This is a genomic window from Pseudomonas sp. FYR_7, assembly GCF_043106155.1.
GTDB lineage: Bacteria > Pseudomonadota > Gammaproteobacteria > Pseudomonadales > Pseudomonadaceae > Aquipseudomonas > Aquipseudomonas parafulva_B.
Genome location: NZ_JBICMI010000058.1, coordinates 1 through 15,394, shown reverse-complemented (window position 1 = coordinate 15,394; position 15,394 = coordinate 1). Strand labels below are relative to the sequence as shown.

General features: G+C 59.3%; 14 protein-coding genes, 5 tRNA genes and 2 pseudogenes. 12 read left to right on the top strand and 9 right to left on the bottom strand.

Annotated features, from left to right (window positions below; genetic code table 11):
• Nucleotides 1-34: 34 nt before the first annotated feature.
• Entirely contained in the window at nucleotides 35-802 is a 768-nt protein-coding gene (locus ACF8R3_RS14970) for a DODA-type extradiol aromatic ring-opening family dioxygenase (RefSeq protein WP_392515819.1), read from the bottom strand.
• Nucleotides 803-902: 100 nt separating this feature from the next.
• Between ACF8R3_RS14970 and ACF8R3_RS14965 the strand changes: the two genes are divergently transcribed.
• Nucleotides 903-1,553: a thiopurine S-methyltransferase gene (locus ACF8R3_RS14965; RefSeq protein WP_078478194.1), complete on the top strand. Its 651-nt coding sequence runs from the start codon at nucleotides 903-905 to the stop codon at nucleotides 1,551-1,553.
• A gap of 79 nt (nucleotides 1,554-1,632) precedes the next feature.
• Here the strand turns inward: ACF8R3_RS14965 and htpX are convergent, their stop codons facing one another.
• On the bottom strand, nucleotides 1,633-2,520 hold the full coding sequence (gene htpX / locus ACF8R3_RS14960) for a protease HtpX (RefSeq protein ID WP_023535364.1): 888 nt from the start codon (nucleotides 2,518-2,520) through the stop codon (nucleotides 1,633-1,635).
• A 269-nt stretch (nucleotides 2,521-2,789) separates the two neighbouring features.
• Nucleotides 2,790-4,001: a pyridoxal phosphate-dependent aminotransferase gene (locus tag ACF8R3_RS14955; protein WP_058639821.1), complete on the bottom strand. Its 1,212-nt coding sequence runs from the start codon at nucleotides 3,999-4,001 to the stop codon at nucleotides 2,790-2,792.
• A 167-nt stretch (nucleotides 4,002-4,168) separates the two neighbouring features.
• Between ACF8R3_RS14955 and msrB the strand changes: the two genes are divergently transcribed.
• Nucleotides 4,169-4,564: a peptide-methionine (R)-S-oxide reductase MsrB gene (msrB, locus tag ACF8R3_RS14950; protein ID WP_025338187.1), complete on the top strand. Its 396-nt coding sequence runs from the start codon at nucleotides 4,169-4,171 to the stop codon at nucleotides 4,562-4,564.
• Between the two features lie 13 nt (nucleotides 4,565-4,577).
• Nucleotides 4,578-5,066 (top strand): glutathione peroxidase, encoded by a 489-nt coding sequence (locus ACF8R3_RS14945; RefSeq protein ID WP_058605777.1) that lies wholly within the window; start codon nucleotides 4,578-4,580, stop codon nucleotides 5,064-5,066.
• On the opposite strand, the gene ACF8R3_RS14940 is transcribed toward ACF8R3_RS14945, so the two are convergent.
• Nucleotides 5,056-7,410, bottom strand: a complete 2,355-nt coding sequence (locus ACF8R3_RS14940; protein ID WP_392515818.1) for a response regulator — start codon at nucleotides 7,408-7,410, stop codon at nucleotides 5,056-5,058. The two genes, ACF8R3_RS14945 and ACF8R3_RS14940, sit on opposite strands and share 11 nt — an antisense overlap.
• Nucleotides 7,411-7,604: 194 nt before the next feature.
• On the opposite strand from ACF8R3_RS14940, the gene ACF8R3_RS14935 reads away from it, so the two are divergent.
• Nucleotides 7,605-8,495: an ATP-binding protein gene (locus tag ACF8R3_RS14935; RefSeq protein ID WP_392515817.1), complete on the top strand. Its 891-nt coding sequence runs from the start codon at nucleotides 7,605-7,607 to the stop codon at nucleotides 8,493-8,495.
• On the top strand, nucleotides 8,492-8,974 hold the full coding sequence (locus ACF8R3_RS14930) for a GAF domain-containing protein (RefSeq protein ID WP_058639818.1): 483 nt from the start codon (nucleotides 8,492-8,494) through the stop codon (nucleotides 8,972-8,974). The genes ACF8R3_RS14935 and ACF8R3_RS14930 overlap by 4 nt, the downstream gene beginning before the upstream one ends.
• A gap of 55 nt (nucleotides 8,975-9,029) precedes the next feature.
• Here ACF8R3_RS14930 and ACF8R3_RS14925 read toward each other — a convergent pair whose 3' ends face one another.
• Entirely contained in the window at nucleotides 9,030-9,797 is a 768-nt protein-coding gene (locus ACF8R3_RS14925) for a hypothetical protein (RefSeq protein ID WP_023535381.1), read from the bottom strand.
• A gap of 324 nt (nucleotides 9,798-10,121) precedes the next feature.
• Here ACF8R3_RS14925 and ACF8R3_RS14920 point away from each other — a divergent pair.
• From ACF8R3_RS14920 to tnpC, 7 genes and pseudogenes are all read left to right on the top strand, one after another.
• Nucleotides 10,122-10,197, top strand: a tRNA-Glu gene (locus ACF8R3_RS14920).
• 4 nt (nucleotides 10,198-10,201) lie between these two features.
• Nucleotides 10,202-10,277: transfer RNA gene (locus ACF8R3_RS14915), tRNA-Gly, on the top strand.
• 92 nt (nucleotides 10,278-10,369) lie between these two features.
• Nucleotides 10,370-10,445 (top strand) — tRNA-Glu (locus tag ACF8R3_RS14910).
• 2 nt (nucleotides 10,446-10,447) lie between these two features.
• Nucleotides 10,448-10,523, top strand: a tRNA-Gly gene (locus ACF8R3_RS14905).
• A gap of 86 nt (nucleotides 10,524-10,609) precedes the next feature.
• Nucleotides 10,610-10,685, top strand: a tRNA-Gly gene (locus ACF8R3_RS14900).
• A gap of 226 nt (nucleotides 10,686-10,911) precedes the next feature.
• A pseudogene (locus tag ACF8R3_RS14895) lies at nucleotides 10,912-11,115 on the top strand (Arm DNA-binding domain-containing protein); the annotation flags it as partial.
• A gap of 159 nt (nucleotides 11,116-11,274) precedes the next feature.
• A pseudogene (gene tnpC / locus ACF8R3_RS14890) lies at nucleotides 11,275-12,537 on the top strand (IS66 family transposase); the annotation flags it as partial.
• Here tnpC and ACF8R3_RS14885 read toward each other — a convergent pair.
• The 4 genes from ACF8R3_RS14885 to ACF8R3_RS14870 all read right to left on the bottom strand — a co-directional run.
• Nucleotides 12,489-13,037 carry a tetratricopeptide repeat protein gene (locus ACF8R3_RS14885; RefSeq protein WP_196186727.1) on the bottom strand — a complete coding sequence of 183 codons (549 nt, stop codon included), beginning with the start codon at nucleotides 13,035-13,037 and terminating at the stop codon, nucleotides 12,489-12,491. The pseudogene tnpC and the gene ACF8R3_RS14885 overlap by 49 nt on opposite strands.
• Nucleotides 13,034-13,690, bottom strand: a complete 657-nt coding sequence (locus tag ACF8R3_RS14880; RefSeq protein WP_196186726.1) for a hypothetical protein — start codon at nucleotides 13,688-13,690, stop codon at nucleotides 13,034-13,036. Before ACF8R3_RS14880 ends, ACF8R3_RS14885 begins: the two co-directional genes overlap by 4 nt.
• Nucleotides 13,691-13,695: 5 nt before the next feature.
• Complete coding sequence (locus ACF8R3_RS14875) at nucleotides 13,696-14,796, bottom strand: hypothetical protein (protein WP_196186725.1); 1,101 nt, start codon at nucleotides 14,794-14,796, stop codon at nucleotides 13,696-13,698.
• Nucleotides 14,793-15,394 (bottom strand): hypothetical protein (locus ACF8R3_RS14870; protein WP_392515816.1); only part of this gene is annotated, 602 nt, incomplete at its 5' end. The genes ACF8R3_RS14875 and ACF8R3_RS14870, both read right to left, overlap by 4 nt.

Sequence of the window (15,394 nt, the reverse complement as noted above, 5' to 3'; positions counted from 1 at the left end):
TCGGGGATTTTTTTTGCAAGCAATCAGGCGCTGCCTAATCGAATCGGTAGATATCCATCCCCAGTGCACCCAAGGCAAAGCCTTGGTGCACCACACCAAAAGCCCCGCCCGCGCCTAGGGCGAAGAACAGCGGCAGCAGATGCTCATCGCTGGGATGGCTGCGCACGGCAAACGGCGCCTGCGCCCTGTAGTCGAGCAGGGCCTGGGAGTCGTCGATCTGCAATTTCTCAACCACCCAGTTCCTGAAGGCCAGCGCCCACGGTGCCATCTTGTCTGGCCCAGCCTGCCAGTCCAGTTCTCCAAGATTATGCGTGATGCTGCCAGAGCCAATCAGCAGGACATCCTCTTCGCGCAGCCCGGCCAGGGCCTGGCCAATGCGTACCTGCACCGTGGGGCCCAAATGGCTGGGCAAGGACACCTGCACCAGCGGGATCTGTGCCTGCGGATACATCAGCGATAACGGTACCCAGGCGCCATGATCGAATGGCCGCTCGGCGTCTGGGTGAGCGGGTAGCCCGGCCGCCTGCAAACGCTCACAGATACGTCGCGCCAGGTCCGGATCGCCCGGTGCTGGGTACTGCACGGCGTACAGCGCTGCAGGAAAGCCAGCAAAGTCATGCCAGGTGTCCGGCCTTGCGCCGCTCGTTACCGCCAGATCGCGGCTTTCCCAGTGGGCCGATACCACGACAATCGCACGTGGCGTAGGCAGCTGTTGGGCCAAGCGCGCCAGTGCAGGCCCGCTAGCGCCGGGTTGCAATGCCAACATGGGTGAGCCGTGGGAGATGAACAAGCTGGGCAGCATGGCAGGGTCCTGAGGGTTAAGATGCACGCATCTTCGGCCAAGCCTTGATCGAATCCAAATCAAGTTATGGCTATGAACCATCGAATAATCGGGAGCAAACATGGAACCTGCATTCTGGCAGCAGCGGTGGGCCGACAATCAGATTGGCTTTCATCAAGCCCAGGTTAACCCCTACCTGCAGGCCTATTGGCCTGGCTTGCATCTGGCAGCCAACAGCAAGGTACTGGTGCCCTTGTGTGGCAAGAGTTTGGACGTACGGTGGCTGGCCGGGCAGGGGCACCGCGTGATGGGGGTCGAGTTGTCTCGTCGGGCAGTGGAAGATTTCTTCCGTGAACAGGGGCTTGAGGCACAGGTTTCACACACAGGTGCATTCGAAGTCTGGCGCCATGGGCCGATAGAGCTGTGGTGCGGCGACTTTTTTGCGTTGTCGCGCAGCGACGTGGGTGACTGTACTGCGCTCTACGACCGAGCGGCCTTGATCGCCTTGCCCTCGGCAATGCGGGAGCAGTATGTCCGAGCGCTAGCGGTTCTGTTGCCTGCCGGCAGCCAGGGGTTGGTGGTGACCTTGGACTATGACCAGGCGCTGGTGGCCGGGCCGCCGTTTTCGGTGAGCGACGACGCGTTGCGGCAAGGGTTCGCCGGCTGGCAAGTGGATGAGCTCGAGGCGGTGCAGGTGATCGAGCAGAGCCCGAAGTTCGTGCAGGCGGGAGCCTCGAGCTTGTGGGAGAGGGTCTATCGGGTCAGCCGTTGAAACCGTCACCCAGCCTTGCCGCGTTATCGAGCACTCACAAAAAAGGCGACCGAGGTCGCCTTTTGCAGGGTGGGGCGGATCAACCGCGGCGGCGCAGGGCGTCGATGCGGTCTTCCAGCGGCGGGTGGCTCATCAGCAGGCCGGCCAGGCCCTGCTTGAGGCCGCCATTGATGCCAAAGGCCTTGAGCGTATCGGGCATGTGGACCGGCAGGCCCTGCTCCACACGCAGGCGCTGCAGGGCGCCGATCATGGCCGATGTGCCAGCCAGGCGAGCGCCGGCTTCGTCTGCGCGATACTCGCGGCGGCGCGAGAACCACATGACGATGATGCTGGCCAGAATGCCCAGAATCAGTTCGGCCACGATGGTCGCGACGTAGTAGGCGATACCCTGGCCTTCCTCGTTCTTGAAGATGACCTTGTCGACAAAGTTGCCGATGATCCGGGCGAAGAACATCACGAAGGTGTTCACCACGCCCTGGACCAGCGCCAGGGTGACCATGTCGCCGTTGGCAACGTGGCCGATCTCGTGCGCCAGCACCGCGCGCACTTCATCGGGCGAGAAACGCTCCAGCAGGCCCTGAGAGACCGCTACCAGCGCATCGTTACGGTTCCAGCCGGTGGCGAAGGCGTTGGCTTCATAGGCCGGGAAAATACCCACTTCCGGCATCTTGATGCCAGCCTCGCGGGACAACTCCTCGACCGTTTGCAGCAGCCACTGCTCATGACGGGTACGCGGCTGGCTGATGATCTGGGTGCCGGTGCTCATCTTCGCCATCCACTTGGAGATGAACAGCGAAACCAGCGAGCCGGCGAAACCGAACACCGCACAGAACACGAGCAGGCTGCCAAGGTCGAGGTCGACCCCGTTGGCCGCCATGAACCCGTTGAAACCGAACAGGCTCAGGGTAATGCTTGCAACCAGCACCACCGCAAGGTTGGTGGCCACAAACAACAGAATGCGCATCATGGTTGTTACGTTCTCCTGACGGATGAATTGTCGCTTACTGCGGGGTATATAAGGGGCCTGCCGCCGGGATTCAATCGACGGACTATTTCAAACTGTGTAAGCCGCAGTATGGCAGAGGAGGGGAAGCCGGCTGTGGGATAGAGCATTGCAGGATGTAAGAAACATGCTACGGCGCGCGCAAGGCTGCTCTTTTTCCTATGGCGGGCTCGCCAGCGCTCACAGCTTCAACCACGATTTCAGCCAACTGTGAGCGCCCGCGACGCGTGTGCTTACTGCGAATAGGTCCTGAGGAAATTGCCGATTCGTCCGATGGCTGCTTCCAGGTCATCTACGCGGGGCAGTGTCACCACACGGAAATGGTCCGGCCAAGGCCAATTGAACGCAGTGCCCTGGACGATGAGCAGCTTCTCGGACAGCAGCAGGTCCAAGGCAAATTTCTCGTCGTTGAGGATCGGGCAGACCTTCGGGTCGATCTTCGGGAACGCATACAGCGCGCCCATGGGCTTGACGCAGCTCACGCCAGGGATGTCGTTAAGCAGTTCATAGGTGCGGTTGCGCTGCTCCAGCAAGCGCCCCGGCGGCAGCACCAGGTCGTTGATGCTCTGGTAGCCACCCAGTGCTGTCTGAATGGCGTGCTGGGCCGGTACGTTGGCGCACAAGCGCATGTTGGCCAGCATGTCGATGCCTTCGATGTAGCTCAGGGCATGGTGCTTGGGCCCGGAAATGATCAGCCAGCCGGAGCGAAAGCCTGCCACGCGGTAGGACTTGGACAGGCCGTTGAAGGTCAGGCACAGCAAGTCCGGTGCCAGGGAGGCCGTGCTGATGTGCACCGCTTCGTCATAAAGAATCTTGTCGTAGATTTCGTCTGAGAACACCACCAGGTTGTGCTGGCGAGCCAGTTCCAGCATGCCCCGCAACAGCTCCTTGGAGTAGACCGCGCCCGTTGGGTTGTTGGGGTTGATGATGACCAGTGCCTTGGTGTTGGGGGTGATCTTGGCCTTGATGTCCTCAAGGTCCGGGAACCAGTCGGCTTGCTCGTCGCACAGGTAGTGCACCGGTTTACCACCGGCCAGGCTTACGGCTGCCGTCCACAGGGGGTAGTCGGGGGCGGGGATGAGCACCTCGTCACCGTTGTTCAGCAGGGCCTGCATCGACATGACGATCAACTCGGACACGCCGTTGCCCAGGTAGATGTCTTCGATGCCGACGCCTTCGATGCCCTTTTGCTGGCAGTACTGCATCACCGCCTTGCGTGCGCTGAACAGGCCTTTGGAATCGCTGTAGCCCTGCGCGGTAGGCAGGTTGCGGATCACGTCCTGCAGAATTTCATCGGGCGCCTCGAAACCGAACGGCGCCGGGTTGCCGATGTTCAGCTTGAGGATGCGGTGGCCTTCCTCTTCCAGGCGCTTGGCGTGTTTGAGCACAGGGCCGCGAATGTCGTAGCACACATTGGCGAGCTTGTTCGATTTGCTGAACTGCATGATGGAATCCCGATTGAGAAAACGCGCTATGCCCGGCCGAAAGGTTTGTAAGGGCACAAAGCGGGTGCGAGACTGAACGCCTTGCACACGAAGCCAACTAATATACGTGCCACCCGCGCCCCGGAAAAGACGGCGCAGGGTGAAATTGAGCCTGCCGAGGTAGCCCCATGCAAAAGATCGAGAAAACCCTGGAACAGTGGCGGTCGATGCTCGACCCCGAGCAATACCAGGTGTGCCGTCTCAAAGGCACTGAGCGCCCGTTCAGCGGCAAGTACAACAGCGAGCGCCGCGACGGCATCTATCACTGCATCTGCTGCGGGCTGGCGCTGTTCGATGCCCAGACCAAGTTCGATTCGGGCTGTGGTTGGCCAAGCTTCTACGCCCCCATCGAGGACAGCGCGATGATCGAGATCCGCGACACGTCCCACGGCATGATCCGTACCGAGGTGACCTGTGCCCGCTGCGATGCTCACCTGGGCCACGTGTTTCCCGACGGGCCGCCACCGACCGGGCTGCGCTACTGCATCAACTCGGTGTGCATCGACTTGCGCCCCCGTGACTGACCGGAGCTCGAACATGGCCGCATCGCTGCTGGATATTCCCTGTGTCACCATTACAGGCGAGCACAAGAAGCTGGGCGACTTCCCAGGCAAGGCCGTGCTGGTGGTCAACACCGCCAGCCAGTGCGGTTTCACGCCGCAATACGCCGGGTTGGAACAGCTGTGGCAGAGGTACCGTGATCGGGGGCTGATGGTGCTGGGCTTTCCCTGCAACCAGTTCGGCAAGCAGGAGCCGGGTGAGGCGCGTGATATCGCGCAGTTCTGCCAGCGCAATTTCGGCGTGAGCTTTGCGCTGTTTCGCAAGGTGGAGGTCAACGGCCCAGGTACCCATCCCTTGTTCGCCGAGCTCAAACAGCGGGCGCCCGGCATTCTGGGTAGCCAGAAGATCAAGTGGAATTTCACCAAGTTCCTGCTCGACCCAGTCAGCGGCCAGGTGGTGCGTTATGCGCCGACCACCAAGCCGCAGGCATTGGAGGCGGACATCGAGCGCCTGCTCAGCCGCTGACCGGCACCCAGCGATCGACCACGGCCAGCAGATCCTCGCGCCGGAACGGCTTGGCCAGGTAATCGTCCATGCCGGCCGCCCGGCATCGCTCGCGCTCCTCGGGCATTGCATTGGCGGTGAGTGCGACAACCGGCAGCCCTGGCCAACGGCCGCGCTCACGGATTCGACGGGTGGCCTCGTAGCCATCCATCACCGGCATGTTGCAGTCCATCAGCACCAGGTCGAAGGCCTGCTCCTCGAGCCGCGCCAGGGCTTCGACACCTTGCGTGGCCAATTCGACCTGACACCCCAGCTTTGCCAGCATGCCCTTGGCCACCAGTTGATTGACGGGGTTGTCCTCCACCAGAAGGATGCGTGCCCGGCCTTTGGCTGTAGCGGTGGGCGGGGTTGCCAATGGATGCTCGGCATCGTGTCCTTGCAATACCCGATGCAGCGTCTGGTACAGCGCCCCCCGGGTCAGCGGGCGTGCGAGCTGATGCAGAGGAGCCATGGCCAACGCCTGCTCGCTGGGCAGGAAATTGCCGTAGGCAGTGACGAGCAGAATGGGTATTTGCGAAACCCTGCGCACTTCGGCCAGCGCTTGCACATCGTCAAGGATCAGCAGGTCGGTTGTGCCAGCTACGGTCTCAATGCCGTCGTGACGTGCATACGCCAGGCCCAAGGCCGGTAGCAGGCCAAGCATCAGCTCATGCAGGCCACTGCCCGCTGCGGTCAGTGCAGCCACGCTGGCGTGCAAAGGCTCGGGCGCATCAGCCTTGGCGTAGGCGTTGAGGGGCAGCTCTGCGGTGAAGCGGCTGCCAAAACCGGGCTGGGACCGGATATGCAGATGCCCGTGCATGGCCTTGCACAGGTTACGGGTCAGGGCCAGGCCCAGGCCGGTACCGCCGTACTGACGCGTGATGCCTGCGCCGGCCTGGGTGAAGGGCTGGAAGATACGCGCTTGCGCATCTTCAGGGATGCCGATGCCGGTATCCCGGACTTCCAGGCGCACGCCGCCGATCATTGGCTCAAGCCTTACGTCCACCCGCCCGAAGCGCGTGAATTTCAAAGCATTGGACAACAGGTTGCCGACGATCTGGCGCACCCGCGTGGGGTCGCCCAACACGCTTGCCGGGAAGTCATGGGCAATCAGGCAGGTCAGTTCGACCCCTTGGGCCACGTTCTGCGACAGCAGGCTGGCGGTATCCTCGACCAAGGTCGCCATGTCGAAAGGGATGTGTTCGAGCTCAAGCTGGCCTGCATCGAATTTCGACAGATCGAGGATATCGTTGAGCAATTCGACCAAAACTTTGCCGGAATCATGGGCAATAGTCAGCTGCTGGCGCTGCTCGCCCGGCAGTGGGTTGTCCAGCGCCAGGGCGATCATGCCGAGCATCCCGTTCAGAGGCGTGCGGATTTCGTGGCTCATGTTGGCCAGGAACGCCGCCCGTGCATGGGCCATGTCCAGCGCCCGCCGCCGGGCTTGCTCAAGCTCCTGGTTGGTCAGGCTGAGGTTGTCGTTGCTCGCCTTGAGTTCGTCGGTGCGGGCCGCAACGATATTCTCCAGCTCGTTGAGGTACTGGGTGAGCCGATTCTCGGCCGTACGGCGCTGCTCGATCTCGGTGGACATGCTGACGAACTGCTGGTTGGCCACCTTCACCAGCACACCGATTTCATCGTGCTCATGACCGGGCGGGCATTGCAGTCGTCCCTGCATGGGCTTGCGCGCATCGCCGCCGCTCAGCGCACCGATCACCGTGACCAACGGCTTGGTCAGCATCATGTAGAACAGTGCCAGCAACAGACCTGTCAGCACCAGGCTGCGGGCAAAGCCGTTGAGCAGGGTGAGGCCGGCGCGGTCGAGAAAACGCCGGCCGAAGGGGTAGGTGTCCACGTCCAGGTACAGCGTGCCCAGGTACTCGTCGGGCATGTGGGTAAGAAACAGGGGGTCGCGCAGTTGGCGATGATCGCCGAAGAGAAAGTCGCTGATCGGCCTGTAGCGGTCTTCGAGTCGCGGTCGCTCAACGTCGGCCAGCACCGTCTCGTTGTTGTCGATCAACCGTGCACGCACGATGGCAGGCGACTCCAGAAGCCCCCGGGTCAACTCCAGTGCCAGTTCCGAGTCGATGTTGTAGGCAATGCGCGAGGCCGGGTTGTGGCTGATTTGCAGCAGCGCACGCACTTCACGGTTGATCGAGGCGTCTTCGCTGGCATAATCGATGCCGATCTGGACAAGACTGAGCAATGTTCCCAGGATGAAGCCAACCAGGACTGTCAACCGGGCTTGCTTGTATGACAGGCGATTGGTGAACTTGATATCCATGAGTCCCGAGCCGGTTCCACATTCCTTGCGCTGCGCAAGCATAGCCGATCGATCGCGGCTGCTGGCGGGTCTGTCACATATTCAGCCCTGATCAGGCTGACCGCCTGGGCTGGCCGTTTCATCGCCCAATAGCCTTGTACGCCATGGCACGGTGCTACGTGCCGATGCGACTGTACGGGGCGGTGCAAGGATAACGGGCCACCCGCCAACCCGAATTCGAATGTGTAGGAGTCGTCATGGACGCCCGCTTGATTGCTTTTCTGGACCGCGCCGAAACGGTGCTGGCCCGTCTCGAACCGCTGCTGCCGGCACCGCGTCCGGAGATCGACTGGTCCACGACCCTGGCTGCCCGTTGGCAGCGCGACGGCCGAAGTGGCTACCTGATGCCGCTGGAGGTCAGCCTGGATATCCGCCTGAGCGACCTGATCGGGGTCGACCAGCAGCGTGACCAGCTTGGCCGCAATACCCATCAGTTCATCAATGGCCTGCCGGCCAACCACGCGTTGCTGTGGGGCTCGCGCGGCACGGGCAAGTCTTCGCTGGTGCGCGCGTTGCTGGCCGAGCACGCCAAGGCGGGGCTGCGCTTGATCGAAATCGAGCGCGACCATTTGGCCGACCTGCCGCGGGTGGTCGAGCAACTGCAGAAATTGCCGCAGCGCTTCATCCTGTTCTGCGACGATCTGTCGTTCGAGGCAGGCGAGGGCGACTACCGAGTGCTCAAGAGCGTACTCGATGGCTCGCTGGAGCAGGCCCCGGACAACGTCCTGTTGTACGCCACGTCCAACCGCCGCCACCTGGTGCCGGAAAAACAGAGCGATAACGAAAACTGGCAGATGGTCGATGGCGAGTTGCATCCCAACGAAGCCGTGGAAGACAAGATCGCCTTGTCCGATCGCTTCGGGTTGTGGCTGTCTTTCTACCCCTTCAGCCAGGAGCACTTCCTCGATGTGGTCGAGCACTGGATCGGCCAGCTCGCGCGCCCGGCCGGGCTGCGCTGGCAGCGTGACGAAGCCCTGGACATACTCGCCGTGCGCTGGGCTACTGGCCGCGGTAATCGTAATGGCCGATGTGCCTATCAGTTCGCCCGCTATTGGGTCGGGCTGCAATTGCTGGAGCAAACCCGATGATCGATCTTAATGCCAGTGGTGCTGGCCTGGACGGCTACGCCCTGCTGGCGGCGCAAGTGCAAGCGCTGTTCGCCGACGAACGTGACTTCACCGCCAACGCCGCGCAGTTCTCGGCCTTCGTCTATCACCAGATCGAGGACCTGAACTGGGCGGGGTTCTACATCAATCGCGATGAACAGCTGGTGCTCGGCCCGTTCCAGGGCCAGGTGGCTTGCGTGCGCATTCCTTTCGGCAAAGGCGTGTGTGGCACGGCGGCAGCCACTCGACAAACCCAGCGGGTAGAGGACGTGCATGCCTTTGCCGGGCACATAGCCTGCGACAGCGCGTCCAACAGCGAGTTGGTGATTCCACTGGTCAAGGAGGGCAGGCTGGTAGGCGTGCTGGATCTGGACAGCCCTACGGTTGGGCGTTTCAGTGAAGCCGATCAGGCGGGGCTTGAGCAGCTGGCGGCGATTTTCCTGCAACTGACTGACTGCTGATCGCCGCTGAGCCTGTACCGGCGGCATGCCTGAGCCGCCGGTACGGGCAAGATGTTCAGTCGTACATCGCCTTCTTCTTCCAGGTTTCCTCGTCGTCGGTCTTCAAGCCTTCGGTCAGCTCGTTTTCTTCGTCTTCGGTCGGCGCCAGCTGATCCAGCACTTGGGCGTTCACCCGCGCCAGCAGTTTTTCAAGGTACGTCAGCTGCTCTTCATAGACCTTCGGTTCGGGCTGCTTGCGCAGGTATTGCACGCCCCGTTCGAAGGCCAGGCGAGCCTGGCCGGGCTGTTCGTTCTGCAAGGCCTGCTGGCCGAGGTTGTTGAAGAACTCGATATGCAGTAATACCAGGATGTGGCGAATTTCCTTGAGCCAGTGCTTGGCTTCCAGAGCAGGTAAAAAGCCTTCCTGCGCGGCGCGGGTGATCTGGTTGTGCAAGGCTTCGAGCAGAAACCGCACGTCCTTGGCCTTGGCTTCGGTCAGAATCGGGTTGGGTGGGTTGTTGACCGGTATCTGCTCGCCCTTGGCGATCAGCGCTTCTACTTCAGCGATGCGCGCCTTGATGTCGGCATTGTGCTTGTCCAGGGCAAGCTGGCGCTGGTTCACATTGAGTTCCAGCCGGGTCAGCAGCAATTTCAGCCCAGGCGTCATGTACTGGCCGGGGAAGGTTTCACTGATTTCGCCACAGCGACGCAGGCGATCGGCCAGTTCGATCTTCAATCGAGCGCGCTCGAGCTTGCCGTTCTCGACCACGTTATTGAGATAGCCAATCAGAATCAGCAGTGCGATACCCGCCACGACGAGCAGGGTGATCAGAAGTGGTGTCACCGTGAATGCCTCATGAAATGGATTGCATCATTGAGTGTAGGGCGAGGTTGCATAATCCCTGACAGCCTGTGTTTATTATCGGCCGTTTGCCCAGTGGCTGAATGCTGGCACATTTATGCGGCGCTGACGTCAGAAATTCAGCTCGGGCTTCGTACAACGCAGGGGCGAGTGGGGACGGCAGGGCGGGAAGTCATTGATTTAAATAAATTTCTACAAAAGGGTTGACGGCTTATCCATCCCTCCATAGAATGCGCGCCACTTGCAGCGTAAAGCACACAGCAGAACGCAGCAGGAAGTGAAAGCAGGCAGTAATGCCAGCAGCGTGTCCCCTTCGTCTAGTGGCCTAGGACACCGCCCTTTCACGGCGGTAACAGGGGTTCGAGTCCCCTAGGGGACGCCATATTGCGGGAATAGCTCAGTTGGTAGAGCACGACCTTGCCAAGGTCGGGGTCGCGAGTTCGAGTCTCGTTTCCCGCTCCAAATTCTCCGGCAACGCTTAACGGCGGGGCGGGAAATAAAAATCCAGTCTGAATCGTGAGGTTCAGGTGCTGGTGCACTGAAAAGTGTTGTGTGTCCCCTTCGTCTAGTGGCCTAGGACACCGCCCTTTCACGGCGGTAACAGGGGTTCGAGTCCCCTAGGGGACGCCATTGCGGGAATAGCTCAGTTGGTAGAGCACGACCTTGCCAAGGTCGGGGTCGCGAGTTCGAGTCTCGTTTCCCGCTCCAGTTTGAATACTGTGGCGTTCGCACGGTGCAGTGGTGGTGAAGGCTGTAAAGGCGCTTCACGCCGATTAGCGGTAAAGCTTCAAATTGCGGGAATAGCTCAGTTGGTAGAGCACGACCTTGCCAAGGTCGGGGTCGCGAGTTCGAGTCTCGTTTCCCGCTCCAAATTATGATCTACAGACGTCCACTGAAGTCTGTAAGTCTTTGAATAAAGGGGCTTTGGCCCCTTTTTTCATTCCAGCGAAGGCTACCGAAATCCACCAACGGCCAGCCTTTTTGAGGCCAAAATTAAGGCCATACAATACGGTGCATAACCGTTCCGTATTGTTGCTGGAATAGAGCCGGTGCGGTGGCGAGCATAGAGCCTAAGTTTCAACTTAGGAGCTATGTGATGGCACTTTCTGACCTAATTATCCGGCAGGCTAAAGCCACCGGAAAAACCTATACTCTCCCTGATACCGATGGCCTTGGGCTAGTCGTTTCTCCTGTCGGTGGTAAAAGCTGGCATCTCCGTTATTACTGGCTGGGCAAGCAGAAACGTATCTCTCTCGGTGGCTATCCCGAAGTTAGTTTGCGTGAAGCGCGGGCGCTGCGTGATGAAGCTCGCGCTTTGTTGGCCAAAGGTATTAATCCCCATACTGATCGTAAACAAAAACGCCGTGCTGCGCGCCTCGCGTCTGAGAATACCTTTGGCGCGGTCTTTCTGCTGTGGTATGAACACCGCAAAAAGGAACTTGGCGAAATTGGGGAAGACCGTGGCAAGCGCAAGCCGCTTTCGGCTGATCTGCCGCGTATCGAAGTCATCCATGAGTTGCCCGAGCACGAACTGACCTGCGCCTGCGGTTGCCGCAAGCATGTCATCGGCGAGGAAACCAGCGAGCAGCTCGATATCGTGCCGATGCAAATCCGTGTGCTCAAGCACGTGCGCAAGGTCTATGGCTGCCGTGGTTGCGAGACCGCTCCAGTCACTGCTGACAAGCCCGCCCAGTTGATCGAAAAAAGCATGGCCAGCCCCAGCGTGCTGGCCATGCTGCTGACGACTAAGTACGTCGATGGCTTGCCGCTGCACAGGTTTGAACGTGTGCTGTCGCGCCACGGCATCCAGATTCCACGGCAAACGCTGGCGAGTTGGGTGATCCAGTGCAGCGAGCACTTCCAGCCGTTGTTGAACCTGATGCGTGACCGGCTGCTGGAAAGTCCGGTGATTCACTGCGACGAAACACGCGTACAGGTCTTGAAAGAGCCAGACCGCGACCCGACCAGCCAATCCTGGATGTGGGTGCAGGCCAGTGGCCCGCCTGATCGACAAGTTGTGCTGTTCGACTACACCACCAGCCGTGCGCAGGAAGTACCACTGCGCCTGCTGCAAGGGTATCGCGGCTATGTGATGACCGACGATTACGCCGGTTATAACGCACTGGCGTTGCAACCTGGCGTCGAGCGGCTGGCGTGCATGGTTCACGCGCGCCGCAAGTTCGTCGAGGCGCAGAAAGTGCAGCCCAAGGGTAAGACGGGCCGCGCCGATGTGGCACTGGCGATGATCAACAAGCTGTACGGCATCGAGCGCGACCTCAAGGAGGTCAGCGACGAACAGCGGTTCCTCGGTCGCCAGGAAAGAAGCCTGCCGATCCTCGGCCAGTTGAAAAGCTGGCTGGACAAGACGTACTCCCAGGTTACACCGCAAAGTGTCCTGGGCAAGGCCGTGCATTACCTGGCGAACAACTGGAGCCGGTTGGAGCGCTATGTCGAGGCTGGGCATTTGCCGATCGACAACAACCTGGCAGAGCGTGCGATCAAGCCATTTGTCATCGGGCGTAAGGCCTGGTTATTCAGTGACACACCCAAGGGCGCCACGGCCAGTGCGCAGATCTACAGCTTGGTCGAGACCGCCAAGGTCAACGGCCAGGAGCCCTATACGTGGCTGCGCCACGTACTTGAGCGCCTGCCGTATGCATCGTCGGTGGCCGACTACGAAGCCCTACTGCCGTGGAACTGCTCGCCAGAGATGCCACGGTAACCTGTTGCCCCACCATGTGATAGGTGGGCTTCATGGATCGCACTCATCGAGTGGGCAATGCCCTGCTGTGCTGCCTGCAGATACCAAGCGGCGGCCTGGCTGGCGTCGCGCTCGACACCGTTGCCGCGTCGGTACAAGTAGGCAAGATTATGCAGGCCGCTGGCGTTGCCCTGTTCTGCGGCAGCCAAGTACCAGCGCTGGGCCTCAACGAGGTTCTGCGGCGTTCCCACGCCGATCTGGTGCATCAGGCCGAGGTCGACCTGGGCCGGTGCATGACCTTGCTCGGCGGCCTGCTTCCACCAATGAACGGCTTTTTCATATTGCTGCAGGTCGGAGTAGGCCAGGGCCAATTCATATTGAGCGGCCGGGTCGCCAGATTTCGCTTGTTGTGACAGCGCCTTATCCGGCGACGGCTCACAGGCTGTAAGTACCGGGAACAACACCGCCAAGGCAAGGATAGGAAAGGCCTTGTGGGCAAGGGAGAAGAATCGCTGGATCATGCTGATACCTCATGGCCTTGCAACGCTTCGAGTGTGTGAAAGTAGCGTGCCTTATGGAAGGCTATGGCGGCGGTTCCGAGGCTGATGATCGGTAGAAGAGATACGGCGGCAAGTTCGGGAGCGTCGATCAGGGCCACCAATCCGAACAGGAACAGCAAGGCCACAAGTACCGTTCCTGCCCAGAACAGCTTGTTCTTCCTGATACCGAAGGCTTGCCCGGACGTATCCTGCCGGGATTTGGTACGGGCGATGAGATAGGCTAGCACGAACAAGGCAGTGGAGAGCAAGTTCATGCCGAGAAGCACTGCCGCTTCGATAAATGAAGCATCCTCCACAAGGTAGGGTGAGCGGAGCAGTGTCCAGACGCCACAGGCACAAAGTGCATAGAACCAGACGTCCTTGTGCTTGGCGGGGCGTAGTCGGCAATGTTCGTTCAGCCAGTCGAAAGCCTGTTTTTCAGGCTTGCCAAGTGCCCTGTCGACGAGAAGAAAAATATCGGACTCGCGCTGGTCTATCAGCCTATTGCCGTCCGATTCGATCACATTGAAGTTGTGATCCATCCTGATTTTATCAACTTGATGCCCTTCGTCCTGCAGCAACTTGAAGATCGTGTCATGTGCATTTTCGTCTGCCTGCTCGAACCGTATTTCCATTAGAGTCATTTCCTTTTTGATAGTGACTGAGCCGGCTGCGGTAACGGGTGCCCGTGGCGATTCACCAAGCGGTAGCCGAAGCTGACGGGATGGTCGTAGGCCGGGCGGTAGTAGATATCGGTGCGGGATTTGACCGGCCGGGTATCCAACCCGCGCAGATCGGGAGCTGGGCCGCAAAGATTCTGCACTTCGTCGCTCCATTCAGCGTTTTCAGCGCCATGGCGCATGTACCTATCGAGTAACGGGATAAAGCAAAGCCAGTGCCATACGCGAAGCAGTGGAGACAGCCTGTGCCTGGAATAAGTGGCCTTCTGCTGCGGCGTGATCGTTCCCGGCTGCGGCTGAACCGCCTTAATGCCATGCTCCATATAGCGGCGCAGGACCTCAAGCCGCTGCAGGTCATATAACCCCTCAATTCCGCTACCGCAGGTGTAGGGCTCCATCAAGTAAGAGGGGTGAGGGTTTCCCGATGTGCGCAGCTTATTGCTCTCTATTGCTGCATGTGGATGGGGGGCGTAGAGCTGTAGGGCACCCATTGGGCCGTAGCGGTTGTCCACTGCCGGCCTGATATGCCGCCAGGGGATATGTGCAATACGGCCTTGACCATTATCAATATGGATCAGTTGGGCCTGACGGTTATAGCGGATTCTACCTGCGGATAGTTTGTTGGATTTTATGGAGTAGTACGTAAGTGGTGCCAGAATTAATAGGGCAAACAAATATAGAGGAGCAAATTCAACAGGCGATGCACCAGTGAATACTGCCAATGCCAGAATAAACATCAGGACGACATGATGAATGCTGATTAATAAGAGGACTGCAGAGCTGCTGCACTTGGCCGGTATCTCGATAAAGCGATCATTGAATTTGCCTGGATCACTGGTATCAATATTGAAATTTAAGTCTTTTGGCCACATGGCAATATCAAGCGCAGGAAGCTCATGTATTTCAGTCCGGCTTAATTCCTTTTCAAACTCCGCATCAAACATGGACAGATCAGGATTAGGGTGCTGGCGCACCCATTCCAGTTCGCCACGCCATAATGCGGCTACTCTAGTTTCCAACTCGTCTGTACTTAGCGGCGCCTCTTGTGGTTGTTGGCTCACGTCTTCTCCATTTCAAGCACCTGGTTGGGTTCGGCAAAGGCATTAGGCCAGTATTTAACTTCAATGTTGCCGCCCAATGTGTCCGTAGGGTGGCTAATATAACCGACACCATCGCGAACTTTAACAAGATCCGGGTCATCTAGCGTTTTTTGTATGCCGGTAAACTTGAATTCATAATGCTGGGTGATGGTGTAGGCGCTAACTTGCGGCTGCCAGCCGGGAAATGCCACGGTGACAGTACGGGCATCTGCTGGCAACTGGCTGCCATGATTTGCCCGATTGACCGCACCCCATACCGGAATAGTCAGCGAACCTATCGTGCGCAGTACCGCCGTATCCGTTTCGATATGAGGTTTCATAAAGAAGTAATAAAACCCAATGATTTCTTCTTCGGATGTAAAGGGAGAGAGAACTTCGTTACTGAATATCCCATTCTGGTGTATCCCTGTTCCCCAGATACTTCGGGCTATCCAATCCGTTACTTTGCGTTCTTCGGTGTTTTTCTCATTCCATGTCCGAATGACCTGATACGAGAGTTCCAGTGCGATTAGGCTCTGTCTGAAATCCCAAGAAACTGAAATGTGGCCGCGGAACAGCC

What these genes read in the sequence shown, in the direction of transcription:
- ACF8R3_RS14970 (WP_392515819.1), bottom strand. Translation starts at nt 802, where the DNA reads ATGCTGCCCAGCTTGTTCATCTCCCACGGCTCACCCATGTTGGCATTG.
- ACF8R3_RS14965 (WP_078478194.1), top strand. Translation starts at nt 903, where the DNA reads ATGGAACCTGCATTCTGGCAGCAGCGGTGGGCCGACAATCAGATTGGC.
- htpX (WP_023535364.1), bottom strand. Translation starts at nt 2,520, where the DNA reads ATGATGCGCATTCTGTTGTTTGTGGCCACCAACCTTGCGGTGGTGCTG.
- ACF8R3_RS14955 (WP_058639821.1), bottom strand. Translation starts at nt 4,001, where the DNA reads ATGCAGTTCAGCAAATCGAACAAGCTCGCCAATGTGTGCTACGACATT.
- msrB (WP_025338187.1), top strand. Translation starts at nt 4,169, where the DNA reads ATGCAAAAGATCGAGAAAACCCTGGAACAGTGGCGGTCGATGCTCGAC.
- ACF8R3_RS14945 (WP_058605777.1), top strand. Translation starts at nt 4,578, where the DNA reads ATGGCCGCATCGCTGCTGGATATTCCCTGTGTCACCATTACAGGCGAG.
- ACF8R3_RS14940 (WP_392515818.1), bottom strand. Translation starts at nt 7,410, where the DNA reads ATGCTTGCGCAGCGCAAGGAATGTGGAACCGGCTCGGGACTCATGGAT.
- ACF8R3_RS14935 (WP_392515817.1), top strand. Translation starts at nt 7,605, where the DNA reads ATGGACGCCCGCTTGATTGCTTTTCTGGACCGCGCCGAAACGGTGCTG.
- ACF8R3_RS14930 (WP_058639818.1), top strand. Translation starts at nt 8,492, where the DNA reads ATGATCGATCTTAATGCCAGTGGTGCTGGCCTGGACGGCTACGCCCTG.
- ACF8R3_RS14885 (WP_196186727.1), bottom strand. Translation starts at nt 13,037, where the DNA reads ATGATCCAGCGATTCTTCTCCCTTGCCCACAAGGCCTTTCCTATCCTT.
- ACF8R3_RS14880 (WP_196186726.1), bottom strand. Translation starts at nt 13,690, where the DNA reads ATGGAAATACGGTTCGAGCAGGCAGACGAAAATGCACATGACACGATC.